Origin of the sequence: Amycolatopsis iheyensis, from assembly GCF_024703995.1 — a bacterium.
In the GTDB taxonomy this organism is placed as follows: Bacteria; Actinomycetota; Actinomycetes; order Mycobacteriales; family Pseudonocardiaceae; genus Amycolatopsis; species Amycolatopsis iheyensis.
Genome location: NZ_JAMXQV010000013.1, coordinates 57,717 through 84,703, shown reverse-complemented (window position 1 = coordinate 84,703; position 26,987 = coordinate 57,717). Strand labels below are relative to the sequence as shown.

Here is a 26,987-nt window from a genome sequence, read left to right as displayed (position 1 = left end):
GAGTCCCCGCGTGCCCATCGATCCCGCGGTCGCCATCGGCGCCGAGATCGGCGAGGTGAACTTCGCCTGGACGTCGTCGGACGTGCTGCTCTACCACCTGGCGCTGGGCGCGGGCCCGGACGAGCTGCGCTACACCTACGAGCAGGACCTCGTGGTGTTGCCGACGTTCGCGACGGTCGCGGCCAACCTGCGTGTGTTCGACCCGCCGGCGGTGTCGTTCCCCGGCGTCGAGATCGACCTGGCGAAGGTGCTGCACGGCAAGCAGGAGATCACCCTGCACCGGCCGATTCCGACGTCGGGCAAGGCGGTGGCGCGGTCGCGGATCGCGGACGTCTTCGACAAGGGCAAGGCGGCGGTGGTCGTCCAGGAGGTCACGGTCACGTCGTCGGCCGGCGATCCTTTGTGGACGGCCCGGTCGAGCATCTTCGCCCGCGGTGAGGGCGGTTTCGGGGGCTCGCGGGGGCCGTCGGACCGGATCGAGTGGCCGACCCGCTCGCCCGACGCCGTCCTGGCCGTGCCGACGTTGCCCCAGCAGGCGTTGCTGTACCGGCTGTGCGGCGACCGGAACCCGCTGCACGCGGACCCGGCCTTCGCCCGCGCGGCCGGGTTCGACCGGCCGATCCTGCACGGGCTGTGCACGTACGGGATCGTGGCGCGGGTGCTGGTCGACGAGTTCCTGGCCGGCGACCCGGCACGGGTGGCGTCGTTCGCGACGAAGTTCGCCGGGGTGGTGTTCCCGGGCGAGACGCTGCGCGTCCGGGTGTGGCGCGAGGCCGACCGGTTGCTGGTGACGACGTCGGCCGTCGAGCGCGACGACGCCCCGGTGCTGACGGACACCGTGCTGGTGCCCACTTCGTGAGAAGGCCCCGGCTGTGGCCCGCTAACGTGGTGGGGTGACTTCGGAATACTTCGTGGTGCGCGGCGCGGTGGAGCACGGCGACGAGCGGGGCCGTGAGCTGGGCTTCCCGACGGCGAACATCGCCCTGCGCGACCAGGCCGGCTCGGTCGGCGACGGGGTGTGGGCCGGCTGGGTCCGCCGCGCCGACGGCACCCACGTCCCGGCGGCGATCTCGGTCGGCCGCCGGCCGACGTACTACGGTGCGGACGGCTACCGCCTGCTGGAGGCCCACCTGCTGGACTTCGCCGGCGACCTGTACGACGAGACGCTGGTGGTCTGGCTCGGCTCCCACCTGCGCGACCAGGAGGCGTACGCGTCGGCGGAGGACCTGATCACGGCGTTGAAGAGCGACATCGCGGCGGCGACCCAGTGGGCGGCGGCCCATCCGGCCGCGGCGCTGCCGGCCGTCGAAGAAAGCGCACCCGGCGAGGTCCGCCGGCTCGTCGGCTGAACCGTCACAAAGCCGACGCCAGCAGCAGGTACCCCATCCCGGCTCCCATCACCGCGCGGCACACCGCCCGCGAAGCCTGCCCGGGCGCGGTCCCGGCAGCCACCGCCGGCCCCCGCACCACGAGCACTCCCACCCGCGCCGCGTCCAGCACGAAGTACGCCGCCACGGCCACCGCCACCAGCGGCAACGCCAGGCGGGCCTCCGACATCGTCAGCCACGGTTCGTGACTCATCCCGGCGTGGGGCATCGCCGTCACCATGTAGAGCATCGCCACCGCCGACAGCGCGTGGTGGGCGCAGCCCGCGCCGCCGCGCCACCAGGCCACCGCGAACCAGCCCGCCGTCAGCACCAGCACCGCCTGCCAGCCCGCCGCCGGGATCGGGCCGCCCACCGGGGAGAGCATCGCCACCATCGCGACGACCAGCAGTAACTCCGCCAGGTCGCCGTGGCGGACCCGCGGCCCCAGCCGGGCGTAGTCGAGCCGGACCAGCCGCAGCACGCACGGCAGCGCCAGCGCCGCGAACACCGCGGTCAGCGCCCACTGCACCAGCATCGCGAGGCGGCCTCACTCTCCGTCGTGGGTGGTCTCTCCACCGTGACACCCACGCCGGTCGCGCACCAGCCGTCAATGAGGTGAAGCCGTCAGGACCAGCCCGCTCGTCGGCACCCCGGTGCCGGCCGTGACCAGCACCCGGGTCGCGCCGGCGACCTGGTTGACCGCCGTGCCGCGCAGCTGCCGGACACCCTCCGCGATGCCGTTCATCCCGTGGATGTACGCCTCGCCGAGCTGGCCGCCGTGCGGGTTGAGCGGCAACACCCCGTCGAGCTCCAGCGCGCCGTCGGCGATGAAGTCCTTCGCCTCGCCGCGGCCGCAGAAGCCCAGCTCTTCCAGCTGCATCAGGACATACGGCGTGAAGTGGTCGTACAGCACCGCGACGTCCACATCGGACGGCGCCAGCCCGGACTGCGCCCACAGCTGCCGCCCGACGACCCCCATCTCCGGCAACGCGGCCAGATCGTCGCGGTAGTAGCTGGTCATCACGTACTGGTCCGGCCCGCTCCCCTGCGCCGCCGCCGCGATCACCGCCGGCGGCTTCGCGAGGTCACGTGCCCGCTCGACGCTGGTCACGACCAGCGCCACGCCGCCGTCGCTCTCCTGGCAGCAGTCGAGCAGGTGCAGGGGCTCGGCCACCCACCGCGACGACTGGTGCTCTTCCAGGGTGATCGGCCGCCCGTGGAACCACGCGTTCGGGTTGGTGGCCGCGTGCTTGCGGTCGATGACCGCGACCCGCCCGAAGTCCTCGCTGGTGGCGCCGTAGTCGTGCAGGTAGCGCTGCGCGACCATGGCGACCGTCGCCGCCGGGGTCGCGATGCCCATCGGGTAGTGGAACGCGTTGTCGACGCCGGAGGAGTTGACCTGCCCGGCCGCGGCCGCGGACACCTGACCGAACCGCATCCCGGAGCGTTCGTTGAACGCCCGGTACGCGACGACGACGTCCGCGACGCCGGTCGCCACGGCCATCGCGGCCTGCTGCACGGTCGCCGCCGCGGCGCCCCCGCCGTAGTGGATCCGGCTGAAGAACTTCAGCTCCGGAATGCCCAGCTCCCGCGCGACCGCGATCTCGGCGTTGCCGTCCATGGTGAACGACACCAGGCCGTCCACATCGGACGGTTTCAGCCCGGCGTCGGCGAGTGCGTGGGAGATGCATTCGGCCGCCAGCCGCAGTTCGCTGCGTCCGGAGTCCTTCGAGAACTCCGTCGCGCCGATCCCGGCGATGGCCGCCTGGCCCGAAAGCGTCACGGCAACGTCACCTCCACGGTCCCGGCGACGTGCTCGCCGAGCGAGTCCACTCCGGACACCGACACGACGACGTCGTTGCCGTCGCGGGAGACGACCCGGCCGGTGAACGTCAGCGTGTCGTAGGCGTAGCAGGGCACGCCGAGCCGGATCTTGATCGACCGGATCAGCGCCTCGGGCCCGGCCCACGCCGACACGAACCGCTGCACCAGGCCGGTGTCGGTGAGGATGTTGAGGAAGATGTCCTTCGACCCGCGCGCCACCGCCGAGTCGCGGTCGTGGTGCACGTCCTGGAAGTCGCGGGTGGCGAGCGCGGTGCTGACCACGAACGTCGGTGTCGCCTCGATCGTCAGTGGCGGCAGTTCGGTTCCCTCGGCGACGGTCATCGGGCCACCTTCCACGCGGGCAGCGTCAGGTCGTCGTCGACGCGGACGAACGCCGCGACCACCGGCAGTCCGATGTGGACCTCTTCGGGTGCGGCGTCGAGCAGTTCGGCCAGCACGCGGACCCCTTCTTCCAGCTCCACCAGCGCCACGACGAACGGCATTTCCTTGCCCGGCACGGGCGGGTGGTGGTGCACGACGTAGGAGAAGACGGTCCCGCGGCCGCTCGCCACCACGTAGTCCGGCTTCGTGTCCAGGTCGCCGTCGGGCGGCATCGGCCCGGGCGGGTGCCGCAGGGTCTCGCCCCAGCGCTGGATCCGCAGCTCCCCCTCGCGGAGTCCGTCCCAGAAGAACTCCGTGTCGCGGCTGATCACCGGGCGCAGCACCGGCGCGGGCGGGGGTTTCGGCGCGGGCGGGCGGAACTTGAGGACGCGGAACATCATCTCCGCGACGGGCTCGTCCTCGACGTACCAGGTCATCCGCGTGGTGACGAACCAGCCTTCGCCGAGTGCCGTCTTCTTCGGCCCCACCACGCTTTCGAGGGCCGTCCGCGCCTCGACCTGCTCGCCGGGCCGCAGGTAGCGGTGGTAGGTCTGCTCGGAGTTCGTCGCGACGACGGAGGTGAACCCGGCCTCGTCGAGCAGCTCCATCATCAGGCCGAGCGGGTCGTCGGTGCCACGCGGCACGTTCAGGCCGCCCATCGTCCACACCTGCGCCATCGCGGGCGGCGCGACGAGTCCCTTGTGGACGCTCCGGGCGGCGAACTCCGGGTCGGTGTAGACGGGGTTGGTGTCCCCGATCGCTTCGACCCAGTTGTTCACCATCGCCTGGTTCACCGGGTCGCGCGCCAGGCGTGGCGCGCACTCGCCGCGTGCGGCGATCTCCCGGGCGGTTTCCTCAATGGTCATCGCGGCACCCTCGGCAGGCCCAGGCCGATCGAAGCGATCAGCTCCCGTTGGATTTCACTGACTCCGCCGCCGAACGTCAGCACGATGTTCCGCTTGGCGGCGACGTCCAGCCATTCGGCCAGCTCGGCGGTGTCCGGATCGGCGAGGTCGCCGTGGCGGGCGACGAGCTCTTCGAGGAGCCGGCCGATCCGCTGGATGACCTCGGAGCTGAACACCTTGGTCGCCGACGCGTCGGCGACGGCCACCGGCGCGCTCGCCGAGGACACCGCGACCTGCCAGTTCAGCAGCTCGTTGACCCGCGTCACGGCCAGCGTCTCGGCGAGCACGGCCCGCACGTCGGCGTGGTCGAGCAGGTCGTGGGCGGCGGCCCAGGCCCGCACGCGGTCGTGCAGGCCGCCGATCCGCCCGGCCGGGCCGAGCATCACGCGCTCGTGGTTGAGCTGCGTGGTGATCAGCCGCCAGCCCTCGTTCTCCTTGCCCACCAAGCGGTTCACCGGCACGCGAACGTCCGAATAGTACGTCGCGTTGACGTGGTGGGCGCCGTCGCAGGTGATGATCGGCGTCCACGAATAACCGGGGTCGCTCGTGTCCATGATGAGGATCGAGATGCCCTTGTGGCGTGGCGCGTCCGGCGCGGTCCGCACGGCGAGCCAGATGTAGTCGGCGTCGTGGCCGCCGGTGGTGAAGATCTTCTGGCCGTTGACGACGTACTCGTCGCCGTCGCGCACCGCCGTGGTCCGCAGCGCCGCGAGGTCGGTGCCCGCCTCCGGCTCGGTGTAGCCGATGGCGAAGTGGATCTCGCCGGCCAGGATCTTGGGCAGGAAGAACGCCTTCTGCTCGTCGGTGCCGAACTGCTGCAGGGTCGGCCCGACCGTCTGCAGCGTCACCGACGGCAGCTGGACGTCGGCGCGCGCGGCCTCGTCGACGAACAGGTGCTGCTCGATCCCGCCGAAGCCCTGCCCGCCGTACTCCTCCGGCCAGCCGACGCCGAGCCGGCCGTCGCGGCCCATCCGGGCGACGATCTCGCGGAACACCGGCCCGTGCCGCTCACGCAGCATCGCCCGGCGCTCCTCGGGGCTGATCAGCCCGGCGAAGTACGCGCGCAGTTCGGCACGCAGGTCCTTCTGCGCCGCGGTCAGTTCGACGTGCATCCGCTCACCGCATCCCTTCGCCGAGCTTGCCGAGCCGGTGCCCGGCGCCGCCGAGGGCCCGGACGAGGTCCTTGACCGCCGACGAATACCGGTGCAGCGGGTAGGTTTCGTCGACACCGACGCCGCCGTGCAGGTGGTGGCAGGTCGCCAGCGCTCGCGGCGCCTGGGCGGCGAGCCAGTAGGCGGCGATGTCGAGTTCGGCGTCCGCGTCGAGGCCGGCCGACAGCCGCCAGATCGCCGACGTGACGGCGAGGTGGACGGTCCGCGCGGCGACGTAGACGTCGGCGATCTGCCCGGCGACGGCCTGGAACGTCGCCAGCGGCCGGCCGAACTGGGTGCGTTCGCCCACGTGCTTCACCGTCAACGCCAGCGCGCCGGCCAGGAGCCCGTCGCCGACCGCCAGCGCGCCCGCGAGCGCGAACCGGTGCAGCGCCGCGACGGCGCCCCGGTCGAACAGGAGGTCGGCCTCCTCGACGGCGACGTTCTCGAGCCGCACCGTGCACTCCGGAGTGCCCGCGGAGTTCGGCGTCGGCACCAGCGTGACGCCGTCGGCACGCGGGTCGACGAGGTAGACGGCGGTGCCGTGCGGGGTCGACACCGGGGTCAGGATCCGGGTGGCCTCGCTCGCGTACGGGACGGCGGTCTTCACGCCGGTGAGCAGCCACTTACCGCCCTCGGCGCGGGCGGTCGCGGCCGGCTCGCCGGTGAGTGGCGCCGACGGCTCGTGCAGGGCCGCGGTCAGCACGGCCTCGCCCGCGGCCACCGGCGGCAGGAGCTGCGCGCGCTGGGCGGGGGTGCCGAGCGTCTCGACCGGCAGGACCCCCAGCGCCAGGGCGGCGTAGGCGGGCACCGGCGCGGCGGCGCGGCCGACCTCGGTGAGGACCTGCGCGATCTCCGCGATGCCCAGCCCGTCGCCTTCCAGGTCCGGGGGCAGCGCGAGAGCCAGCAGGCCCGAAGCCGCCAAAGCTCGCCACGGGTCGTCGTCGGTGGCCAAGACCTTCGCGGCGAGGGCGGCGATCTCGGTCTGCGTATCGTCAAGGGTGAAGTCCACGCCTGTCCTCCGGATCGGCGCAATACTGAAACCTGTTCTAGTCTTAACCGGAAGAGGGCAGCACGGCAACCCCCTGCGGAGGAGTGGATGGCGGTGACCGACCCGGCCGGCGGCCGGCGGCGGTTGATCACCGTGCCGCCGACCGCCGGCGTGCCCGACCCGGTGCCACTCGAGCTGCCCGGCCGCGGCCGGACCGTGGTCACCGACGTCGGCCCGCGCGACGCGCCCGCGCTCGTCCTCCTGCACTCCGTGGCCTGCACGGGCTTGCTGACCTGGTATCCGGCCCTCGAAGGGCTGGCGCGCCACCACCGCGTCGTCGTGTTCGACCAGCGCTGGCACGGCCGCGGCATCCGCTCGCCGGAGTTCCGGCTCGCCGACTGCGCCGAAGACGTCACGGCGGTCGCGGACGCGCTCGGCCTCGACCGGTTCGCCCTGGCCGGCTACTCGATGGGCGGCATGGTGGGCCAGCTCGTCGCCCACGCCGAACCAGAACGTGTTACCGGTCTGGTGCTGTGTTCGACCGCGAGCAACTTCCGCCGCGGCCTGCGGCAGCGCGTCGCGCTCGACGTCTTCGGCCGGACGCTGCGGCAGCTGCGCGAGCGGGTGAAGCTCCCGGTCGTGCCCGGCGAGCCACGCCGCCGCGTCGAGGACGCCCGGTGGGGACTGCGCGAGTTCCGCTCGACCACGCCGTGGGAGATCGCCGTCGCCGTCGACGAGATCGGCCGGTTCGACTCGACGCGCTGGCTGTCTTCCCTGCACCTGCCTGCCGCGGTCGTGGTGACCACCCGGGACCGGTTCATCGCGCCCGGGCACCAGCGGTCACTCGCCCACCGGATCCCCGGCGCGGCGACCTACGAGGTGGCGGCCGGGCACGCCGCCTGCGTCCTCGCCGCCGACCGATGGGTGCCGGCGTTCCTGGCGGCGGTCGCCTCGGTGCACTAGGCGGCGGGCGCGGCCTTCAGCAGCTCGGACAGCGCCTCCGGGAGCGCGTCGGCGAGCGGCCACAGGTCCTTGACCAGCTCCTTCGCCCCCAGCAGGCCGACGTGCACCTTCCCGGCGTTCGACAGGACCGTGACATTCAGCCCGGCGCCGTGGAAGACCGGCCCGAGCGGGTAGAGCCCGGTGATCCGCGCGCCGAGCAGGTACAGCGGCATCGGCGGGCCGGGGACGTTCGAGACGACCAGGTTGTGCACCACCGGGTGCTTTTCGGCCAGCCGCAGCGCCGAGTACGCGCGCACGGCGAGGCCGAACGCCGTCGCGGCGGAGAACTGCGCCCAGTCCTGCAGCATGTCGGCGTCGATGTCGTAGTGGTGGTCCTTCGAGAGCCGGTTGGCCTCGGCCAGGAAGAACACGCGGGCGGCCGGGTCGGCCAGGTGCGTCGGCAAGGACGCGAAGAAGGCCGACACCTTGTTGCTGCCGTGGTCGCGTTCGGTCCGGTCGTGCACCGAGACCGGGACGGTCGCCACCAGCGGGTCGTCCGGCAGGTCGCCGCGCGCGTCGAGGAAGGTCCGCAGCGCGCCGGCGACCAGCGCGAGCACGACGTCGTTCACCGTGACCCCGAAGGCGTTCTTCACGGCCTTGACCTCGTCGAGGTCGAGCTGGGCGAAGGCAACGCTGCGGTGGCCGGTGATCGTGCCGTTCAACGACGTCCTCGGCGCGGTGAACGGCACCGGCATCCCCTTGCCCCGCAGGGCTTTCCCGAGCCAGCGCGGGACCAGGCCCAGCAGGTCGGGCAGCAGGCGCGCGACCTCGATCGGCCGTCTCGCGACACTCTCGACGCCGGTGCGGAGCAGGTTCAGCGCCGAGGGCATCGCGAGGTTGCCCGGCTCGTCGACCTCCGGCGCCGGGGCGTCGGGCTCGACCCCGGCGAGGTAGGTGATCAGGCTCGCGCCGCTCACGCCGTCGACGCTCGCGTGGTGCATCTTGAGCAGCACGGCGATCTGGCCGTCGGCCAGGCCCTCGATGACGTAGAGCTGCCACAGCGGGTGCGCGCGGTCGAGCTGCTGACCGGCGATGTGCGCGCACAGCTCGGCCAGCTCGACACGGTCGCCGGGCGCGGGCACGCCGATGCGGTGCACGTGGTGGTCGAGGTCGAAGTCCTCGTCTTCGATCCACACGGGATGCCCGACGTTCCAGAGCGGATTGTGGAGTTTGCGGCGGAATGCCGGGATCTTCCGGACTCGTTCGTCGAGCTTTTCCTCGAGTTTCGCGAAGGTGTAGCCGCCGGGGACGGTCGAGCCGTCGAGGACGAGCAGCCCGCAGACGTGCAGGACCTGGGCCGGCGTCTCGAGGTAGAGGAAGCTCGCGTCGAGGCCGCTCAGTCTCTGCATGGCGATCAGCGTAAGCCACTTCCGGTGAGCGGCGCGTCGACCTACTCGCCGGTATCATCGCGGTGGTGCAGCCGAACTTCCTGATCCGTCGCGCGGTCCAGCTCGGCCTCACGGCGAACGCGCTCCGCCCCTCGCGGGCCCGGTCCACCACGATCCCGGTGTTCTTTGCCGGCTGGCTGACCGGGGAGCTCGCGCCGCAGCTGCTGGCGTTGACGGCGGTGGACTCCCTGGCCCACGTGGCACGCCACGGCGTGCGCGACCGTTCGACGCAGGCGGGGCTCGCGATGGCCGCCGCGTCGGCCGCCGGGCTGGGCGCGCTGATCCGCACGGGCCACGGTGCCCGCGAGGAGATCGAGCACGCGCTCACCGAAGCGCTGGGCGAGGACTACGCGGCCGACCTGGGCCGCTCCGACCTGGGGCTGCCGTGGGGCGAGCTGGCGTTGCCGTTCCGGATGGGCGCGCCGGACGTCCGGGTCGACCGCAACATCGCCTACGCCCCCGGTGGCAAGCGGTTCCTGCTCGACGTCTACCGGCCTTCGACGCCGGTTTCGGGCGCCCCGGTGCTGCTGCAGGTGCACGGTGGCGCGTGGATGATCGGCAACAAGGAGGAGCAGGGCCGGCCGCTGATGCGCTACCTGGCCCGCCGCGGCTGGGTGTGCGTCGCGATCAACTACCCGCTCTCACCGGCCCACCACTGGCCGGCGCACATCATCGCCGCGAAGCAGGCGCTGGCGTGGGTCCGGTCCGAGATCGCCGGCTACGGCGGCGATCCGCGGTTCGTGGCGGTGACGGGCGGCTCGGCGGGCGGGCACCTGTCGGCGCTGCTGGCGCTGTCGCAGAACGACCCGGCGCTGCAGCCGGAGTTCGAGGACGTGGACACGAGCGTCCAGGCGTGCGTGCCGCACTACGGCGTCTACGACTTCGCGGCGACGTCGGGCTCCCGGGCGAGCCAGTACCGCCTGGAGAGCCTGATCGCGCGCCGGGTGTTCGCGCCGGACCACGACCCGGTCAACCACCTCGACGACTACGTCGCGGCGTCCCCGCTGGACCGGATTTCCTCGGACGCGCCGCCGTTCTTCGTGATCCACGGCCGGGCCGACTCGCTGGTGCCGGTGCGCGAGGCCCGCGAGTTCGTCCGGCGGCTGCGGGAGAAGTCGCGGCAGCCGGTGGCTTACGCCGAGCTGGCCGGGGCCCAGCACGCTTTCGACGTGTTCACGTCCGTGCGGAGCGCGCACGTGGTGCGCGGGGTGGCGCGGTTCCTGGACTACACGTACAACGCCTGGAAGGCCGGTCAGTAGGCGAGGTCCACCGGGCTGGCCGAGGGTGGGCCGTCGAGGCGCCACTCCGCGCCCGAGCGGATGAAGCGGTACCAGCGGGCGTCGCGGCCGTAGCGCAGCTGGAGCCCGCCTTGGGTCAGGCGGTTGCGCCAGGCTTTCGGCGTGCCCGGGAGGCCCGCGTCGGCCAGGACCGCCTCGGCCTCGGCGAGCGGGCCCCGGCCCGGCTGCCACGCTTCCTTCAGCGCGGCAAGGCCGCCGCGGCCGGCTTCGCGCCAGGCCTCCGCCCAGCGGACCAGGTCTCGCGGGGCGACGCCGGCCGCCGTCGCCAGGGCCGCGATCTCCAGGGCCGACCGACCCGCCGCGCGGCGGGACAGGTCTTCCTCGAACGTCAGCTCCACCGCCGTCACGCCGCCGACCAGCAGGTCCCGGGCCAACGATGCCGCGTCGGCCGCCAGGCCGGACAAGGCCGCCGCCGTCCAGCCCGTGCTCGGCGGCGGGTCCAGGTCCAGGACTGCCGGGGGCCCGGCCGTCCGCGGTGGCGGGGGCAACGCCGGGATCGCGCCCGGACGGCGTGCGAAGGCCGCGCGCGGGGTGAGGCCCTCGTCGCCGCGCTTCGGCAGCTTCGGGCGTTCGCCCCGCGTCGGGGACCGGCGGGCGCGCAGCTCGGCCAGCACGTCCGCGCGCGGGCGGCCGCGCAGCAGGAACAGCGTGAACGGGTCGCGGTCCACCTCGTCGGCGACCAGGTAGTACACCGCCGCGACGTGCTTGCACGGGTTGGCCGAGTCCGGGCACGAACACCGCGGCCGCAGGTCACCCGGGCCGGGCAGCAGGTCGGCGCCGGCCTCGCGGGCCTGCTCGGCGAGCGCGGCCGGCAGTTCGCCGTCGAGCAACGCGGCCGCGTGCCCGAGCCGGGTGCCGACCACGCCGAGGAGCGTGTCCCACTCGCCTTCGGTGAAGGTGCGCATGGCGATCGTCACCTTGTAGGGCGTCGGACGGCTGCCGCGCACCCGCGCGGTGACCTCCCCGCCGCCGACGTGCAGCTCGCTGACGGTGCCCTTGCGCGCGTACGTCCGCCCGCGGGGCAGCCGGTTCGGGTCGAGCTTCGCCCGCTGCTCCAGCGCGTCGACCCAAGCTCGGCCCCACCACGTGGCGCCGAAGTTCCGGCGGGGCGGCATCACCCGCTCCCGAGCCGGACGAGGTCGGCGAGCTCGTCGTCGGAGAGCTCGGTGATCCAGTCCTCCCCCGCGCCGACGATCGACTCGGCGAGCCCGCGCTTCTTCTCCAGCACCTGCGCGATCCGCTCCTCGAGGGTGCCCTCGGCGATCAGCCGGTGCACCTGGACGGGCCGGTCCTGGCCGATGCGGTACGCGCGGTCGGTGGCCTGGTCCTCCACCGCCGGGTTCCACCAGCGGTCGTAGTGGATCACGTGGGTGGCCCGGGTCAGGTTGAGCCCGACGCCGCCCGCCTTCAGCGACAGCAGGAAGACGGGGATTTCGCCGGCCTGGAACCGGTCGACCATGTCCTGGCGTTTCGCCGGCGAGCTCTCGCCGGAGAGCAGCTCGGTGGGCAGGCCTCGGTCGATGAGCCGGCGTTCCAGGAGCCGGCAGAGCTGGACGTACTGGCTGAAGACGAGCACGCTCTCGCCCTCGTCGAGGATCACGTCGAGGAGCTCCTCGAACGCGGCGAGCTTGCCGGAGCGGCCGGTGAGCGCGCCGTGCGGCTCCTTGAGGAACTGCGCCGGGTGGTTGCAGATCTGCTTGAGCTCGGTGAGCAGCTGCAGGACCTGGCCGCGCCGCTTGATGCCGTGGCTCTCGCGGATCTCGGCGAGGTTCTCGCGCACGACCGCTTCGTAGAGGGTCGTCTGCTCGGCGGTGAGCGGGACGAACCGGTCGGTCTCGGTCTTGGGTGGCAGCTCAGGGGCGATGTCCGGGTCGGACTTGCGCCGCCGCAGGAGGAACGGCCGCACGGTGGCGGCGAGCCGTTCGGTGACCGCCTTGTCGCGGTCGCGCTCGATCGGGCGCGCGACGGTGCGGCGGAAGCGGTCGAGCGGTCCGAGCAGACCGGGTGTGGTCCAGTCCACAATGGACCACAGCTCGGTGAGCCGGTTTTCGACCGGGGTGCCGGTGAGCGCGACCTTGGCCCGCGCGGGGATCTTCCGGAGTTCCTTGGCGGTGGCGGACAGGGGGTTCTTGACGTGCTGCGCCTCGTCGGCGGCGAGGAGTCCCCAGTCCACTTCGGACAGGGTCTCGCGATCGCGGCGGAGGACGCCGTAGGTGGCCAGGACGACTTCGTCGGGCGCGAGGTCGTCGAGGTGCCGGCTGCCGCCGTGGAACCGCCGGACGGGGATGTGGGGCGCGAAGCGGGCGAACTCGCGCTCCCAGTTGCCGAGCAGGGAGGTGGGGCAGATGACCAGCGTCGGCCCAGCGGTCGACGACGGTTCGCGGGCTGCGGCCATCGGCTCGGCGAGGTTCGTCGGCTCGGCCTGGTCGGTGGCCGATTCCTCTGCCGGCACCAGCCGCAGGTTGCCGCCGACCGGCGACTCCGCGAAGTCCGCCACAGCCGCACCGGCTCGGGCCGCCGCCTGGCGGTGCAGGTGCAGCGCGATCAGCTGGATCGTCTTGCCCAGGCCCATGTCGTCGGCGAGGCAAGCCCCCAGCCCCAGGCCCGTCATCGTCGCCAGCCAGGCCAGGCCCGCCTGCTGGTACGGCCGCAGCGTCGCCCGCAGGCCCGGCGGTGGGGGCACCGCCGCGCCGTCGCGGTCCCGGATGCGCGCGGCCAGCCCGCCCAGCGCCGGCGGGGCCGCGAACTCCACGCGTTCGCCGTCCAGCTCCAGCTCACCGGTCAGCGCCGCGGCCAGAGCCTCGCCCGCCTCCAGCTTGCGGGTGCGGCCGCGGACCCGGGCCAGCAGCTGCGGATCCACCCGGACCCACTGCCCGCGCAGCCTCACCAGCGGCCGCTTCGCCTCGGCCAGCGCCGCGACCTCGGCCGGCGTCAGCTCCTCGCCGCCCAGGCTGAGCTGCCAGCGGAACTCCAGCAGGCTCCGCAGCGCGAACTCCGCCTCCGTGACACTCGCCGGCGCCTGCGTCGCGCTCGCCTTCGCCTTCACCTCGCCCGCGAACAGCCCCTTCGACCAGAGCACCTCGATGCCCGCGCCGCCGAGCTCGCGGCTGCCGTCGGTGAGGAGGCCGACCACGTCGTCGTCGGTCAGCGGCAGCTCCGCCGGCGACGGCTGGGCCAGCACCCGCTCCAGCGGCGCCCACGCCCGCGCGCCCCGGCGCAGGCCGAGCAGCAGCTGGGTCTCGACCTGGTCGCCGAGCCGGTTCAGCACCGCGTCCGGCGCGTCCCACAGCGTCGACGCCTCCACCACCAGGCTCGGCTCCACGACGCTGCGCACCGCCAGCACCCCGGCGAACGTGTCGTCGTCCCGGCCCTCGACCCGCAGCAGCACCTGCACGCCGCGCGGCTCGCGGGCCTCCAGCTCCGCGAGCCAGGCCGCGCCGTCCGGGCCGAGCAACGCCGGTTCGCGGGCCGCGAACGCCGGATCACCCGCGCCGACCGGCGCCGCCGGGCTGCGGACCAGCAGGTCCGCCGTCGCGTCCCAGAGCGCCCGGACGAGCGAATCCGGCGAGTGCAGCCGGATGCGTTTCAGCCCGGTCAACGGCAGCGCGTATGCCTCCGGCGGCAAGGCGCCGGCCAGGCCGCGCAGCAGCTCTTCGTCGGCGGCGTCGAGCGGGCCGATCCGCCAGGCCGCAGCCCCGCCGGGCGAGGAGGCCGGCCGCAGCCGCCCCCGCGCGACGAGGTTCACCCCCGCGTTGACGGCGGCCGACCACGCCGCCACGGCCGGGCTCGCCGCCTCCCCCACCGCGAGCAGCCGGGGCAGCGCGCGCTCGAGCGGGACCAGCTCCGCGTCCACCTTCGTGCGCGCGAACTTCGCGCCCCGGGGCAGCACGAGCTCGATCGTGGTCCCGCCGGCCACGTCTTCGCCCCACAAGGCCAGCACGCCCTCCCGCGGGGGATCCGCGGGGAGGTAGGTGGCCTGGGTGTCTGCGCTGAACTCCACGACCGCAACGCTAGAACACGCCACCGACAGTTTCGGCCCCGGCGGCGCGAACGGTCCTTTCGCGCCGCCCGCGAACCCGGCCCACCCGTGCTCCGGGCCGCGACTCGCGTGATCAGAGACGGGACTCGCGTGATCGAAGCCGGAACTCGCGTGATTGGAGACGGAACTCGTGTGATCAGACGGGCATCTCGCGTGATTGGAAGGGCATCTCGTGTGATTGGGGAGGCATCACGTGTGTTTGGCGGGGCATCAGCCGCGTGGGAGGCCGAGGAGGCGTTCGGCGGTGAGGGAAAGCAGGACTTGGGTTGTGCCGCCTGCGATGGACAGGCAGCGGGTCAGCAGGAACTCGTGCTGGGCCGCGTTGTCCGCGAGCAGCGCGCCCGCGCCGGCCAGCTCCACCGCGTACTCCGCGACGTCCTGCCGGTGCCGCACGCCCAGCAGCTTCCGCACGCTCGACTCCGCGCCCGGGTCCTGCCCCTCCAGCCGGCGCAGCGCCGCCCGCAGGTCCAGCACGGACCCCGCGACCCCGAACGCCACCAGTGACCCGAGCCGGTCGAGCGCGACGTCGTCCAGCACCGAAGCGTCCACAGTGGACACCAAGGCCTGGACGCTCTCCCCCACCGCCGAACCGCTCCCGATGGCGACCCGCTCGTTCGCCAGGGTCGTGCGCGCCAGCCGCCAGCCGCCGCCCGGAACGCCGACCACGTCCGCGTCCGGCACGAACACGTCGTCGAGGAACACCTCGTTGAACACGGCCTCGCCGGTGATCTCCCGCAGCGGCCGCGTCGTGATGCCCTCGGCGCGCATGTCCACCAGGAAGTACGTGATGCCCTTGTGCTTCGGGACGGCGGGATCGGTGCGGGCCAGGCAGATCGCCCAGTCGGCTTCGCGCGCGAGCGACGTCCACACCTTCTGCCCGCTCAGCCGCCAGCCGCCCTCGACGCGCCGGGCCGCGGTCCGCAACGCCGCCAGGTCCGAGCCCGCCCCGGGCTCGCTGAACAGCTGGCACCAGGTGATCTCACCGCGCAGGGTGGGCCGGGCGAACCGCCGGCGCTGCTCGTCGTCGCCGTGCTCGAGGATCGTCGGCACCGCCCAGGCGCCGATCACCAGGTCGGGCCGGCGGACCCCGGCGGCCGTCAGCGCGGCGTCGATCCGCAGCTGCCCGGCCGCGTCCGCGCCTCGCCCGAACGGCGCCGGCCAGTGCGGCGTCAGCAGTCCGGCGTCGGCCAGTGCGACGCGCTGCGCGGCGCCGGAAAGCCCGGCGATCCGCGCGGCTTCCTCCCGCAGCGCGGGGTCTTCGCCGACGTCGACGCTCAGCGTCGGCTCGGTCCCGGCGAGGGCCAGCGAAGCCGCCTGCCGCCGCCACGGCGAAGTACCGCCGAGCCACTGCCGCAGCGCCAGGGCCCGGCGCAGGTAGAGGTGCGCGTCGTGCTCCCAGGTGAACCCGATCCCGCCGAGCACCTGGACGCAGTCCTTGGCGTTGGCCACCGCGGCGTCGAGGGCCACGACGGCCGCGCTCGCCACCGACAGGGGGTGCCGTCCGGACGCCGCGTCCCAGGCCAGCGCTTCGGCCGCCTCGGCGCGGCAGAGCATCTCCGCGCACAGGTGCTTGACGGCCTGGAACCCGCCGATCGGCTTGCCGAACTGCTCGCGGACCTTCGCGTACTCGACGGCGACGGTCAGGCAGCGGCGCGCCACGCCCGCGGCTTCCGCGGCGGCCAGCGTCGCCGCCGCCTCGGGGACCGAAGGCAGGCTGAGGACGTCGTCGGCGCGCACACCCGAGAACCGGATCCGCGCCAGCGGCCGCGAGAAGTCGAACGGTGCCAGCGGCTCGACGCGCACCCCGGGCGTGCCCGGCGCGAGCAGCACGTGCCCGCCCTCGACCGGCACGAGCAGCCAGGAACCCGGGCCGGCGCCGGGCACCGGCCCGCTGACGCCGTCCTCGAGCGACGGCGCGTCCAGCAGGACCGCCATCGTGGCCTCGCCCTCGGCGAGCGCCGGGAGCAGCTCCTTCGCCGCGGCGACCTCGGCCAGCAGCAGGCCGCCGAGCGCGGTGCCGAGCACCGGACCGGGAACGAGTTCTTCGGCGGCCGCGGCCAGCCCGGCGGCGAGGTCGGCGACCGTGCCGTCGGCGCCGCCGAGGGCGGGCGGCAGCGCGACGCCGAACAGCCCGAGCCCGGCGAAGCCCGCGGGAAGGCCCGCGTGACCACCGGTTTCCGCCGCGCGCACCGCCTCGCGGGGGTGGTGCGCGGCGGACCAGGCGTGGATCGCCTCGGCCAGCGCGGCCTGTTCCTCGGTGAGCGCGACCGGCATCGGGCCTCCTCGCGGTACGGGACACTACTCGCGAGTGTAGAACGTGTTACAGTTTTTCGGCCAGTGGGTCACTGGTTGAACGTTTCGCCAGGACAGGTACTCTACGTCGTGAACTGGAACAAGTTCCGAAGGACGGGGGAATGCCGATGCCCGGCAAAGCCAAAGCGCCGGCGAAGGCACGCGGTAACGGCCTGAGCGCGATCGGCGCGGACGAGCTCGGCTCGGCCGCCCAGCGCGACCGGCGGCGCCGGATCATCGACGCGACCCTCGCCCTGGCCTCCAAGGGCGGCTACGACGCCGTGCAGATGCGGGCGGTCGCGGAGAAGGCCGACGTCGCCCTCGGCACGCTCTACCGGTACTTCCCGTCGAAGATCCACCTGCTGGTCTCCGGGCTGGCGCGCGAGTTCGAGCGCGCGCAGGAGAAGCTGGAACGCTCGGCCATCCCCGGCGAGACCCCGGCCGAGCGGTTGATGTTCGTGCTCGGCCGCAACACCCGGCTCATGCAGCGCGACCCGCACCTGACCGAGGCGATGGTCCGCGCGTTCATGTTCGCCGACACCTCCGCGGCCGCCGAGGTCGAGCAGGTCGGCCGGCTGATGGAGAACATGTTCGCTCAGGCGATGGGCATCTCCGAGCCGACCGAGGCCGACCGCGACATCTTCCACGTCGTCGCGGACGTCTGGATGGCGAACCTGGTGGCCTGGGTGACGCGGCGCGCCTCGGCGGCCGACGTCGCCAACCGCCTCGAGCTGTCGGTGCACCTGCTGCTCGACAAGTGATCCCGGCAGCGGCGGTCGCCGAGGCCCACAGCCGGCTGCACCGCGCGCTCGAGCCGTTGACCGACGAGCAGGTCCGCGCCGCGTCCCCGCTGCCCGGCTGGACGCGCGGGCACGTGCTCGCCCACGTCACCGACGCCGGACGCGCGCTCGCCGACCTGGTCGAGAACGCCCTGCGCGGCGTGCTGATCCCGCTCTACGACCCGAAGACGCACGACCGGGACGCCATCATCGAGGCCACCGCGGGCCGCACCGCCGAAGCACACCGGCGAGACCTGCTCCGGCACTCCGTCCGCCTCGAAGACGCGTGGGCCCGCGTGACGGACTGGGACCAGCACGTCGACTACCGCGACGGCAAGCTCTCCAGCACCGTCTTCGCGCGCTGGCGCGAAGTCTGGATCCACGCCGTCGACCTCGACGTCGGCATCGGCGTCACCGACTGGCCCGGCGACTTCTGCCATCACGCCGTGGACTTCCTGCAGGACCGGCTGCCGGCCGGGCTGGCGATCCAAGCCGGCGAGCATCGCTGGGGCTCCGGCCGCACCGAGGTGACCGGATCCGTGCGTGCTCTCGCGGCCTGGCTTTCCGGGCGGACCACCGGCGCTGGGCTCGCCGGCGACCTCCCGGAGCTGGGGCCGTGGCCCGTCACCGGTGGGCGGCGGCCACCTCGGCCAGCTCGTCCAGCGCCTTGAGCGTCTCCGCCTCCGGCAGCGTCTCCAGCAGGAACGTGTACCGCTCGACGCCCGCTTCGCGGAAGCCGTCGATGATCTTCGCGCGGGTGTCGCCGCCGAAGACCGCGAACTCCACTTCCGGACGACCCTGGTCGGCGAGCCAGCCTCGGACTCGCTTGGCCTCGTCGAAGTGCGTGTGGCCGCGAAGCAGCCAGCCGTCGCCGTAGCGGGCCAAGCGGTTCAGGGCCGCTTCGCTCTCGCCGCCGATGTAGATGGGCGGGTGCGGCTTGCGCACCGGCTTCGGCCAGGCGTAGATCGGGTCGAAGTCGACGTGCTTGCCGTGGAACTCGGCCTCGTCCTTCGTCCAGATCTCCTTCAGCGCCCCCAGCTGCTCGTCGATCAGCGCGCCGCGGGTCTTCGGGTCCGTGCCGTGGTTGCGCATCTCCTCGCGGTTCCAGCCGACGCCGACGCCGAACAGCGCGCGCCCCTCGGAAACCACGTCGAGCGAGGCGACCTCCTTGGCCGTGTGGATCAGGTCACGCTGGATCAGCAGCGCGATCCCGGTGCCCAGCAGCAGCTCCGACGTCGCGGTGGCCGCGGCGGTCAGCGCCACGAACGGGTCGAGCGTGCGCTTGTACTTCTCCGGCAGGTCACCCCCACCCGGGTACGGGCTCTCCCGGCTCACGGGGATGTGCGAGTGCTCGGCCAGCCACAGCGAGTCGAACCCGCGTTCCTCCAGTGCCGCGCCCAGCACGTCCGGCCGGATGCCCTCGTCGGTCACGAACGTCGAAATCCCGAACTTCATACCCTCAGACCTACCACCAAGTTGACAACCGGTGCACGATGGAGTCATCTCATCATACGTTGAATAAGGGGGTAGTCATGACCGTACCGGACGTCGACTTCGAAGAGCTCTACCAGGGCACCACCCCGATGGGCAGCAAGATGCCGTGGGACATCGGCGCGCCGCAGCCCGCCGTCGTCGCGCTGGCCGACGCCGGCGAGTTCACCGGCGAGGTGCTCGACATCGGCTGCGGCCTCGGCGACAACTCGGCGTTCCTCGCGTCGCGGGGGCTGAGCGTCACCGGGCTGGACGGCGCGCCGACGGCCCTCGAGCAGGCCCGCGCCCGCACGCCGGAGGTCACCTTCGCGCTCGCCGACGCGACGAAGCTCGAAGGCTACGAGAACCGCTTCGACACGGTCCTCGACAGCGCGCTCTACCACTGCCTCGACGAGGACCAGCGGCACCAGTACCTCGCCGCGCTCACCCGGGCGACGCGGCCGGGCGCCCGGCTGCACTTGTTCGCGTTCTCGCCGCACGTGCCGGACGCCTTCCCGGCGCCGTACCTGATCAGCGAGGCCAACCTGCGCGAGACCATCGGCAAGGACTGGACGATCGAATCGCTGGAGCCGGCGGTCTACACGACGTCGATGACACCCGAAGAGCTGCGGCAGAGCGTCCGGACGATGCTGGACGTGGACCCCGAGGGGCTGGCGCGGCTGAGCACCGACGCGGACGGCCGGGTGCTCGTCCCGGTGTGGCAGCTGAAGGCGGTCCGCCGCTGAGCTGGCTACGCTGCCCGGATGACCTCGGCGAGCACTGCCACCGTGCGGCGCTTGGCCGGCTTGCTCGTCAAGACCGGCTCACCGGCGCAGGACGAGCAGCTCGCCGAGGCCGCCCGGCTCGACCACCGGGTCCGCGCGGCGGAGCTGCCGGAAGGCCTGGTGCCCAACTGGCTCGTCGAGGTCGTGCCGGCGCTGGCGACCGGTCCGCTCGCGACCGGCTGGACGGCGGGGCTGAGCCCGGCGCGGACCCGCGCCGAGCTCGCCGCCGGCCGGCCGGTCCCGGAGATCGCGCTGCGGCACGCGCTCGCCTCGGCCGAGCTTCCCCTGCCCGGCGCCGGGGCGCCGAGCGCCGCCGCCGAGCTCGTCGCCAAGGACCTGCGCGCCGAGCTGGACCTCCCGCAGCCGGCCGCCGACCGGGTCGCCACGCGCTTCGTCAGCACGTACCTGCTGCTGAGCTTCGCCACCACGGCCGCGCGGGAGTTCACGCCCGAGACCGTGGCCGAAGCGGCCCGGGAGCTGGCGCAGGATGAATCCGGCATCGCCCGCTTCGTGGCCGCGTTCTGGGCCTGATCCTCGAGTCCTCGGCCGGCCGTGACCGGTTAGACGTTGCGGCGGTACTGGCCCCCCACCTCGAAGAACGCCTCGGTGATCTGGCCGAGCGAGCAGACTCGCGCCGCGTCCATCAGCACGCCGAACAAGTTGCCGCCGCGGGTGGCCGCTTCGCGCAACGCCTTCAGCGCCTGCTGGGCCTCTTCGTGGTTGCGGTGCTGGAAGTCCGCCAGCCGGTCCAGCTGCGACTTCTTCTCCTCGTCCGTGGCCCGCGCGAGCTCGACCTCGATCTCGTCCTCGCCCGAACGGGGGTTGCGGAAGGTGTTGACGCCGATGATCGGCAGCGAGCCGTCGTGCTTCTTGCGCTCGTACAGGATGGACTCGTCCTGGATCTTGCCGCGCTGGTAACCCGTCTCCATCGCGCCGAGCACGCCGCCGCGCTCGCTGATCCGGTCGAACTCCAGCAGCACGGCCTCTTCGACCAGGTCGGTCAGCTCGTCGATGACGAACGAGCCCTGCAGCGGGTTCTCGTTCTTCGACAGGCCCCACTCCTTGTTGATGATCATCTGGATGGCCATCGCGCGGCGCACCGACGACTCCGACGGCGTCGTGATCGCCTCGTCGAACGCGTTGGTGTGCAGGGAGTTCGCGTTGTCGTACAGCGCGCACAGCGCCTGCAGCGTGGTGCGGATGTCGTTGAAGCTCATCTCCTGCGCGTGCAGCGACCGGCCCGAGGTCTGCACGTGGTACTTGAGCTTCTGCGACCGCTCGTTCGCGCCGTAGCGCTCGCGCATGGCCACGGCCCAGATCCGCCGCGCCACCCGGCCGAGCACCGAGTACTCCGCGTCCATGCCGTTGGAGAAGAAGAACGACAGGTTCGGCGCGAAGTCGTCGATGTCCATGCCACGCGCCAGGTACGACTCGACGTAGGTGAACCCGTTGGACAGCGTGAAGGCCAGCTGCGAGATCGGGTTCGCCCCGGCCTCGGCGATGTGGTAACCCGAAATCGAGACCGAGTAGAAGTTGCGGACGCCGTGCTCGATGAACCACTCCTGGATGTCGGCCATCATCCGCAGGCTGAACTCCGTGGAGAAGATGCAGGTGTTCTGCCCCTGGTCCTCCTTGAGGATGTCCGCCTGGACCGTGCCGCGGACATTGCGAAGCGCCCACTCGCGCAGCTCGGCGGCCTCGGCGTCGGACGGCTCGCGGCCGTGCTCGTCGCGGAAGTCCGAAAGCTTCTGGTCGATCGCGGTGTTGAGGAAGAAGGCCAGGATCGTCGGCGCCGGGCCGTTGATGGTCATCGACACCGACGTGTTCGGCGCGGTCAGGTCGAAGCCGTCGTAGAGGACCTTCATGTCCTCCAGCGACGCGATCGAGACACCCGACGTGCCGACCTTGCCGTAGATGTCCGGGCGCGTGTCGGGGTCGTGGCCGTAGAGGGTCACCGAGTCGAACGCCGTCGAGAGGCGCTTGGCCTCGGAGTCGGCCGAGAGCAGCTTGAACCGGCGGTTGGTGCGGAACGCGTCGCCCTCGCCGGCGAACATGCGCGCCGGGTCTTCGCCCTCGCGCTTGAACGGGAAAACACCCGCGGTGTACGGGAAGTAGCCCGGCAGGTTCTCGCGGCGCAGGAACGACAGCAGCTCGCCGGACTCGGCGTACCGCGGCAGGGCGACCCGCGGGATCCGGTTGCCGGACAACGTGTCGCGCCACAGCTGCGTGCGCAGCTCCTTGTCGCGGATCTTCACGACCAGCTCGTCCTGGCGGTACTCCTCGGCCAGCTCGCGGAAGCGCGAGAGGAGCTTCGTCGACTCGCCGTCCACATCGGACTCGGCCGCGGCGAGCAGCCCGTCGAGCGCGTCGGTCGAGGCGTCCACCTTGGACAGTTCGCCCTGCGCCAGCGCCAGTGCTTCGCGCTTGCGGACCGCGGCGACCTGCGCGTCGGTCTTCGCGTGGTAACCCCGCACGGTTTCGGAGATGTCGGCCAGGTAGCGGGCCCGGGTGCCCGGGATGACCGTCGACGCGTCGGTCGAGACCTTGCCCTCGATCCGGGGCAGCGTGCCGGCCGAGACGGTCAGCCCGCGCTCGGCGAGCATGCCGCGCAGGTGCTGGTACAGCGCGGTGACGCCGTCGTCGTTGAACTTCGCCGCGCTCGTGCCGTACACCGGCATGTCGTCGGGGCCGGAGTCGAACGCCTCGCGGTTGCGCACCAGCTGGCGCGCGACGTCGCGGCGGGCGTCGTCGGCGCCGCGGCGCTCGAACTTGTTGATCGCGACGACGTCGGCGAAGTCGAGCATGTCGATCTTCTCCAGCTGCGACGCGGCGCCGAACTCCGGCGTCATCACGTACAGCGAGTTGTCGACGAAGTCGACGATGCCGGCGTCGCCCTGGCCGATGCCCGGCGTCTCGACGATCACCAGGTCGTACCCGGCGGCCTTGCAGGCCAGGATGGCTTCGCTGAGCCCGGCCGGGATCTCGCCGGACGTCGTGCGCGTGGCCAGCGAGCGGAAGTACACCGGCGAGCCGTCGAGGCAGTTCATCCGGATGCGGTCGCCGAGCAGCGCGCCGCCGCCCTTGCGCCGCGACGGGTCGACGGCGAGCACCGCGATCCGCAGCTTGTCCTCCTGGTCGAGGCGGAAGCGGCGGATCAGCTCGTCGGTGAGCGACGACTTGCCCGAGCCGCCGGTGCCGGTGATGCCCAGGACCGGCACCTCCCGCTTCCCCGCGGCTTCGGTGATGCCGGTGAGCAGCTCGGCGGGCAGCTTCTCCGCCTGCAGCTGGGTGACGACGCGCGAGAGCGCGGCGACGTCGCCGGAGAGCACCTTGTCCAGCGCCGGGGCTTCGGCCGCGAGGTCGACGTCGCAGGCCTTGATCATCGAGTTGATCATGCCCGGCAGGCCCATCTCGTAGCCGTCCTCCGGCGAGAAGATGCGGGCGACGCCGCGCGAGTGCAGCAGCTCGATCTCCTCGCGCACGATCACCCCGCCCCCGCCGCCGAAGACCTTGATGTGCCCGGCGCCGCGCTCGCGCAGCAGCTCGACCAGGTAGGAGAAGTACTCGACGTGCCCACCCTGGTAGGCCGAGATGGCGACCCCCTGGACGTCCTCGGCGATGGCCGCGGTGGCGACCTCGTCGACCGACCGGTTGTGCCCGAGGTGGACGACCTCCGCGCCCTGCGACTGCAGAATCCGCCGCATGATGTTGATCGACGCGTCGTGGCCGTCGAAGAGGCTCGACGACGTGACGAACCGGACGGGGTGCACGGGGCGGTACAGCTCGCTGCTCATCCCTCCAAAATACTTTGACTTCCTACTATTGGAAACCCGAGGACCCGTGACGCGGATCTCAGGGCCACCGAGGAGAACTTGACACTGCCCTGTTCGGCGCTATGTTTAACGCATCCGTTAATTAACAAGGTGCTGAAATGACGACTGACCAGCTGAGCCGCACGTTCGCCGCCCTCGCCGACCCCACCCGGCGCGCCATCCTCACCCGGCTGTCGGCCGGCGAAGCGACGGTGAACGAGCTGGCCGAGCCCTTCCCGATGAGCCTGCCCGCGGTTTCGCGGCACCTGAAGGTGCTCGAACAGGCCGGGCTGATCACCCGCGGCCGCACCCGCCAGTGGCGGCCCTGCCGGCTGGAGGCGAAACCCCTCGAAGACGTCTCGGACTGGGTCGGCGCCTACCGCCGGTTCTGGGACGGCGGGTTCGACCGCCTCGAGGAGCACCTGAAGGGCCTGACCGGCGATGCCTGAGCTGGCGATCACCCGCGTGTTCGACGCCCCGCGTGAGCTCGTCTTCGCCGCCTGGACCGAGCCGGACCAGCTGGCGAGCTGGCTCGGCCCGGCCGGCTTCACCGGCTGCGCCGTCACCCTCGACACCCGCGAAGGCGGCCGCTGGCGGGCCTGCATCCGCTCCGCCGAAGGCGAAGAGCACTGGATGTCCGGCGTCTACCGCGAGCTGGCCGCTCCCGAACGGCTCGAGTTCACCTTCGCCTGGGACGACGCGGCCTTCGAGACGCTGGTGCGCATCGGGTTCACCGACCTCGACGGCAAGACCGAGATGACGTTCGTCCAGACCGGCTTCCCGGAGGTCGCCGAGCGCGACAACCACGACGAAGGCTGGGCCTCCTGCTTCGACGACCTGACCCGCTACGTCCGCACCCGAGGAGAGGAAAACCGATGACCGCGATCGTCTCCGCCGAAGAGTGGCAGGCCGCGCGCGACGCGCTGCTGGTCAAGGAGAAAGCGCACATGAAGGCGGCCGACCGCCTCGCCGCCGAACGCCGCCGGCTGCCGATGGTCCGCTTCGCCGCGGACTACCGCTTCGAGGGCGCCGACGGGCCGGTGACCCTGCTCGACCTCTTCGACGGCCGCCGCCAGCTGATCGTCTACCACTTCATGCTGCACCCGGGCGACGAGGCCGGCTGCCCGGGCTGCTCCCTGATCGTCGACAACCTGCCGCACCTGGCCCACCTGCACGCCCGCGACGTCACGCTCGAGGTCGTCGCGCCCGCGACGCTCGCCGAGATCGAGCGGTACAAGGCGCGGATGGGCTGGGACGTGCCGTGGGTGTCCGCGCACGGCAGCGCGTTCACCGAGGACTGCGGCGTCGGCGCGGGCTTCGGCGTGAGCGTGTTCCTGCGCGAGGGCGACGACGTGTTCCGCACGTACTTCACCACCGGGCGCGGCGGCGAGATGTTCCTCGCCTCGCACCGCTACCTCGACGTCACGCCGCTGGGCCGCCAGGAGGCGTGGGAAGAGGACAGCCGCGGCGAGGACGCGCCGGGCGCCTGGTGGCGCCGCCACGACGAATACTGAAAAGTTTCCGTGGACCGTGTCCGGTCCGCGCGGGCGGCTCCGACCTCCTCGCGAAACCACCGCACGAGGAGACTGCCATGCGCGAAATCGTCTATTTGGTCCACACGTCGCTCGACGGCTGCGTCGAGGGCCCGAACGGGGAGTTCGACTGGGCCTTCATGGGCCCGGAACTGTCGGAACACTCGCTCGAGCTGACCGCGAACAGCGGCGAGTTCGCCTACGGGCGGAAGGTCTGGGACATGATGTCGTCCTACTGGCCGGACGCCCTGACCACCGCGGACGACCCGCACGACATCGCCTTCGCGCCGGTCTGGCACCAGACGCCGAAGATCGTGTTCTCGCGGACGCTGGAGAAGGCGGACTGGAACACGCGGGTCGTCGGCGGCGACCTGACCGAGGCCGTCACCGCGCTCAAGGCGGAACCCGGCGGCAACGTGCTGCTGATGGGCGGCGGCGAGCTGGCCGCGGCGCTGACCGCCGAAGGGCTGATCGACGAGTACCAGGTGTTCGTGCACCCGGTGGTCCTGGGCGGCGCGAAACGGCCGTTCGCCGAGGGCACGGCCCGGCTCGGCCTCGAACTCGTCGAATCGCGCGTGTTCGACGGCCGGATCGTGCTGCTGCGGTACCGCCGGGCGTGACTCGCCGGGCCCGGGGCGCTCCCCCGGGCCCTCGCGGGTCAGCGGGACTTGGCGGCCCGCAGCGCGATCCACTGGCGCATCGCGTACTCGACCAGCGTGATCAGCGTCTGCTTCGTCGACTCGCGGTCCCGGGCGTCGCAGCGGACGATCGGGATGTTCGGGTCGATCGACAGGGCCTCGCGCACGTCGTTGATGTCGTGCTCCAACACGCCGTCGAACGTGTTGATGCCGACGATGTACGGCAGACCGCGGTCTTCGAAGAAGTCGATCGGCGCGAACGAGTCGGCGAGCCGGCGGGTGTCGGCCAGCACGACCGCGCCGATGGCGCCGCGGACCAGGTCGTCCCACATGAACCAGAACCGCTGCTGCCCGGGCGTGCCGAACAGGTAGAGGATCAGGTCCGCGTCGAGCGAGACGCGGCCGAAGTCCATCGCCACCGTGGTCGTCGCCTTGCCCGGCGTGTGGTCGAGGTTGTCGACGCCGACGCTCGCGTCGGTCATCATCGCCTCGGTGGTGAGCGGCACGATCTCCGACACCGACCCGACGAACGTGGTCTTGCCCGCGCCGAAGCCGCCCGCCACCACGATCTTGGCGGATGTCATGGTCGGGGGCGCGGTGTCCCGCGGTGCCTTAAAGCCGACGGAGTCCACTCAAAACCCTTTCCATCAACACCAGATGTGCCTCGGCGCCGTCATTGCCCGTAATCGTCTTGTGCACCGTGACCAGCCCCGCGTCGGCCGCGTCGCTGATCAGCACCCGGGCCACCCCCAGCGGCACCCGCAGCGCCGAAACGATCTCGGCGACCGAACGGGGGGTCCGGCACTCTTCCATGATCGAGACGCACTCGATCTGCTCCGCGGCCACCTCGGGGAAGCCACCGGTGGCAGCGTAGTCCTTCGCGGAGATCAGTGTCTCCAGCTCCAGGGCGTAGTTCGCCCGCGTGCGGCCGCCGGTCAGCGCGTAGGGCCGGACGATGGCCGTCAGCTCCTCCGGCGCGGGCGGCTGTTCGAACACCGCGGGCATGACGAACTCGCCGCTGGGCGGGCCCGGGTCGAACAAACCACCTGGTCTGGGGGCGTCCCCGTCGGTACTGCCGGGTGGAGAGACTAAAGAGGTCACTCGATCTCCTTGGTCGGCCGACGGCGCTGGCGCCGGCGGTTCCGCGGCCGCGTGCGCACCGGCGGCCGGGGGTGGCGGGGACTCCTTGTTCTTCTTGCGCTTCCGGCGGGCACGGCCGGAATCCAGGGTGAACCCGTTGAGGACGTCGGCGAACGTGCCGTCGTCCCCTGCGCCGGAGGCGTTGTACGCCGCCTCCGGTGGTTCACCGAAAGATCCGGACCCCGTGCTCATC

Annotated in this window: 26 protein-coding genes; 12 read left to right on the top strand and 14 right to left on the bottom strand. The window is 72.3% G+C overall.

The features are described from left to right. The first annotated feature begins 10 nt into the window (after positions 1-10). Together chsH3 and M8542_RS24250 are read left to right on the top strand one after the other, a co-directional pair. The gene (gene chsH3 / locus M8542_RS24255; RefSeq protein WP_257922525.1) at positions 11-859 is read left to right on the top strand and encodes an enoyl-CoA hydratase ChsH3; all 849 of its coding nucleotides are present in this window, start codon (positions 11-13) and stop codon (positions 857-859) included. A 34-nt stretch (positions 860-893) separates the two neighbouring features. Beyond that, positions 894-1,349 (top strand): riboflavin kinase, encoded by a 456-nt coding sequence (locus M8542_RS24250; RefSeq protein ID WP_257922524.1) that lies wholly within the window; start codon positions 894-896, stop codon positions 1,347-1,349. A 4-nt stretch (positions 1,350-1,353) separates the two neighbouring features. Here M8542_RS24250 and M8542_RS24245 read toward each other — a convergent pair whose 3' ends face one another. The 6 genes from M8542_RS24245 to M8542_RS24220 all read right to left on the bottom strand — a co-directional run bounded on the left by M8542_RS24245 (position 1,354) and on the right by M8542_RS24220 (position 6,640). Next, positions 1,354-1,902, bottom strand: coding sequence for a DUF5134 domain-containing protein (locus M8542_RS24245; protein WP_257922523.1), 549 nt, complete (start codon positions 1,900-1,902; stop codon positions 1,354-1,356). Between the two features lie 72 nt (positions 1,903-1,974). Further along, positions 1,975-3,150: a lipid-transfer protein gene (locus M8542_RS24240; RefSeq protein ID WP_257922522.1), complete on the bottom strand. Its 1,176-nt coding sequence runs from the start codon at positions 3,148-3,150 to the stop codon at positions 1,975-1,977. Next, the gene (locus M8542_RS24235) at positions 3,147-3,533 is read right to left on the bottom strand and encodes a MaoC family dehydratase (RefSeq protein WP_257922521.1); all 387 of its coding nucleotides are present in this window, start codon (positions 3,531-3,533) and stop codon (positions 3,147-3,149) included. Before M8542_RS24235 ends, M8542_RS24240 begins: the two co-directional genes overlap by 4 nt. After that, positions 3,530-4,438, bottom strand: coding sequence for a bifunctional MaoC family dehydratase N-terminal/OB-fold nucleic acid binding domain-containing protein (locus tag M8542_RS24230; RefSeq protein WP_257922520.1), 909 nt, complete (start codon positions 4,436-4,438; stop codon positions 3,530-3,532). Before M8542_RS24230 ends, M8542_RS24235 begins: the two co-directional genes overlap by 4 nt. After that, positions 4,435-5,589 carry an acyl-CoA dehydrogenase family protein gene (locus tag M8542_RS24225; protein WP_257922519.1) on the bottom strand — a complete coding sequence of 385 codons (1,155 nt, stop codon included), beginning with the start codon at positions 5,587-5,589 and terminating at the stop codon, positions 4,435-4,437. The genes M8542_RS24230 and M8542_RS24225 overlap by 4 nt, the downstream gene beginning before the upstream one ends. A 4-nt stretch (positions 5,590-5,593) precedes the next feature. Beyond that, positions 5,594-6,640 carry an acyl-CoA dehydrogenase family protein gene (locus M8542_RS24220; protein WP_257922518.1) on the bottom strand — a complete coding sequence of 349 codons (1,047 nt, stop codon included), beginning with the start codon at positions 6,638-6,640 and terminating at the stop codon, positions 5,594-5,596. 87 nt (positions 6,641-6,727) lie between these two features. On the opposite strand from M8542_RS24220, the gene M8542_RS24215 reads away from it, so the two are divergent. Then, positions 6,728-7,582 carry an alpha/beta fold hydrolase gene (locus M8542_RS24215; RefSeq protein ID WP_257922517.1) on the top strand — a complete coding sequence of 285 codons (855 nt, stop codon included), beginning with the start codon at positions 6,728-6,730 and terminating at the stop codon, positions 7,580-7,582. On the opposite strand, the gene M8542_RS24210 is transcribed toward M8542_RS24215, so the two are convergent. Beyond that, on the bottom strand, positions 7,579-8,970 hold the full coding sequence (locus M8542_RS24210; protein WP_257922516.1) for a WS/DGAT/MGAT family O-acyltransferase: 1,392 nt from the start codon (positions 8,968-8,970) through the stop codon (positions 7,579-7,581). The two genes, M8542_RS24215 and M8542_RS24210, sit on opposite strands and share 4 nt — an antisense overlap. A gap of 65 nt (positions 8,971-9,035) precedes the next feature. On the opposite strand from M8542_RS24210, the gene M8542_RS24205 reads away from it, so the two are divergent. Beyond that, on the top strand, positions 9,036-10,268 hold the full coding sequence (locus M8542_RS24205; protein WP_257922515.1) for an alpha/beta hydrolase: 1,233 nt from the start codon (positions 9,036-9,038) through the stop codon (positions 10,266-10,268). Here the strand turns inward: M8542_RS24205 and M8542_RS24200 are convergent. The 3 genes from M8542_RS24200 to M8542_RS24190 all read right to left on the bottom strand — a co-directional run bounded on the left by M8542_RS24200 (position 10,262) and on the right by M8542_RS24190 (position 16,620). After that, positions 10,262-11,422, bottom strand: coding sequence for an SWIM zinc finger family protein (locus M8542_RS24200; protein ID WP_257922514.1), 1,161 nt, complete (start codon positions 11,420-11,422; stop codon positions 10,262-10,264). The genes M8542_RS24205 and M8542_RS24200 overlap by 7 nt on opposite strands. Beyond that, entirely contained in the window at positions 11,422-14,307 is a 2,886-nt protein-coding gene (locus M8542_RS24195; protein ID WP_257922513.1) for a DEAD/DEAH box helicase, read from the bottom strand. Before M8542_RS24195 ends, M8542_RS24200 begins: the two co-directional genes overlap by 1 nt. 249 nt (positions 14,308-14,556) lie before the next feature. Then, the gene (locus tag M8542_RS24190) at positions 14,557-16,620 is read right to left on the bottom strand and encodes an acyl-CoA dehydrogenase family protein (protein ID WP_257922512.1); all 2,064 of its coding nucleotides are present in this window, start codon (positions 16,618-16,620) and stop codon (positions 14,557-14,559) included. Positions 16,621-16,760: 140 nt separating this feature from the next. Between M8542_RS24190 and kstR the strand changes: the two genes are divergently transcribed. Beyond that, the gene (kstR, locus tag M8542_RS24185; protein ID WP_257922511.1) at positions 16,761-17,399 is read left to right on the top strand and encodes a cholesterol catabolism transcriptional regulator KstR; all 639 of its coding nucleotides are present in this window, start codon (positions 16,761-16,763) and stop codon (positions 17,397-17,399) included. Further along, on the top strand, positions 17,396-18,088 hold the full coding sequence (locus M8542_RS24180) for a maleylpyruvate isomerase family mycothiol-dependent enzyme (protein ID WP_257922510.1): 693 nt from the start codon (positions 17,396-17,398) through the stop codon (positions 18,086-18,088). Before kstR ends, M8542_RS24180 begins: the two co-directional genes overlap by 4 nt. On the opposite strand, the gene M8542_RS24175 is transcribed toward M8542_RS24180, so the two are convergent. Continuing rightward, a complete protein-coding gene (locus M8542_RS24175) occupies positions 18,042-18,872 on the bottom strand; it encodes an LLM class F420-dependent oxidoreductase (protein ID WP_257922509.1) in 831 nt (276 codons plus the stop codon). The genes M8542_RS24180 and M8542_RS24175 overlap by 47 nt on opposite strands. A 77-nt stretch (positions 18,873-18,949) precedes the next feature. Between M8542_RS24175 and M8542_RS24170 the strand changes: the two genes are divergently transcribed. Both M8542_RS24170 and M8542_RS24165 read left to right on the top strand, forming a co-directional pair. Continuing rightward, positions 18,950-19,633 (top strand): class I SAM-dependent methyltransferase, encoded by a 684-nt coding sequence (locus M8542_RS24170; protein WP_257922508.1) that lies wholly within the window; start codon positions 18,950-18,952, stop codon positions 19,631-19,633. An 18-nt stretch (positions 19,634-19,651) separates the two neighbouring features. Then, positions 19,652-20,203, top strand: coding sequence for a hypothetical protein (locus tag M8542_RS24165; RefSeq protein WP_257922507.1), 552 nt, complete (start codon positions 19,652-19,654; stop codon positions 20,201-20,203). A 29-nt stretch (positions 20,204-20,232) separates the two neighbouring features. On the opposite strand, the gene icmF is transcribed toward M8542_RS24165, so the two are convergent. Further along, positions 20,233-23,466, bottom strand: a complete 3,234-nt coding sequence (gene icmF, locus M8542_RS24160) for a fused isobutyryl-CoA mutase/GTPase IcmF (RefSeq protein ID WP_257922506.1) — start codon at positions 23,464-23,466, stop codon at positions 20,233-20,235. 137 nt (positions 23,467-23,603) lie between these two features. Here icmF and M8542_RS24155 point away from each other — a divergent pair, with 137 nt between their 5' ends. The 4 genes from M8542_RS24155 to M8542_RS24140 all read left to right on the top strand — a co-directional run bounded on the left by M8542_RS24155 (position 23,604) and on the right by M8542_RS24140 (position 25,636). Continuing rightward, positions 23,604-23,933, top strand: a complete 330-nt coding sequence (locus M8542_RS24155; RefSeq protein WP_257922505.1) for an ArsR/SmtB family transcription factor — start codon at positions 23,604-23,606, stop codon at positions 23,931-23,933. After that, positions 23,926-24,363, top strand: a complete 438-nt coding sequence (locus M8542_RS24150; protein WP_257922504.1) for an SRPBCC family protein — start codon at positions 23,926-23,928, stop codon at positions 24,361-24,363. The genes M8542_RS24155 and M8542_RS24150 overlap by 8 nt, the downstream gene beginning before the upstream one ends. Next, positions 24,360-24,998, top strand: coding sequence for a DUF899 domain-containing protein (locus tag M8542_RS24145; RefSeq protein WP_257922503.1), 639 nt, complete (start codon positions 24,360-24,362; stop codon positions 24,996-24,998). The genes M8542_RS24150 and M8542_RS24145 overlap by 4 nt, the downstream gene beginning before the upstream one ends. Positions 24,999-25,075: 77 nt before the next feature. After that, positions 25,076-25,636, top strand: coding sequence for a dihydrofolate reductase family protein (locus tag M8542_RS24140; protein WP_257922502.1), 561 nt, complete (start codon positions 25,076-25,078; stop codon positions 25,634-25,636). Positions 25,637-25,674: 38 nt separating this feature from the next. Here the strand turns inward: M8542_RS24140 and M8542_RS24135 are convergent, their stop codons facing one another. Both M8542_RS24135 and M8542_RS24130 read right to left on the bottom strand, forming a co-directional pair. Then, complete coding sequence (locus tag M8542_RS24135) at positions 25,675-26,286, bottom strand: GTP-binding protein (protein ID WP_257922501.1); 612 nt, start codon at positions 26,284-26,286, stop codon at positions 25,675-25,677. After that, positions 26,267-26,986: a DUF742 domain-containing protein gene (locus M8542_RS24130; protein WP_257922500.1), complete on the bottom strand. Its 720-nt coding sequence runs from the start codon at positions 26,984-26,986 to the stop codon at positions 26,267-26,269. Before M8542_RS24130 ends, M8542_RS24135 begins: the two co-directional genes overlap by 20 nt. Between the last annotated feature and the right edge of the window lies 1 nt (position 26,987).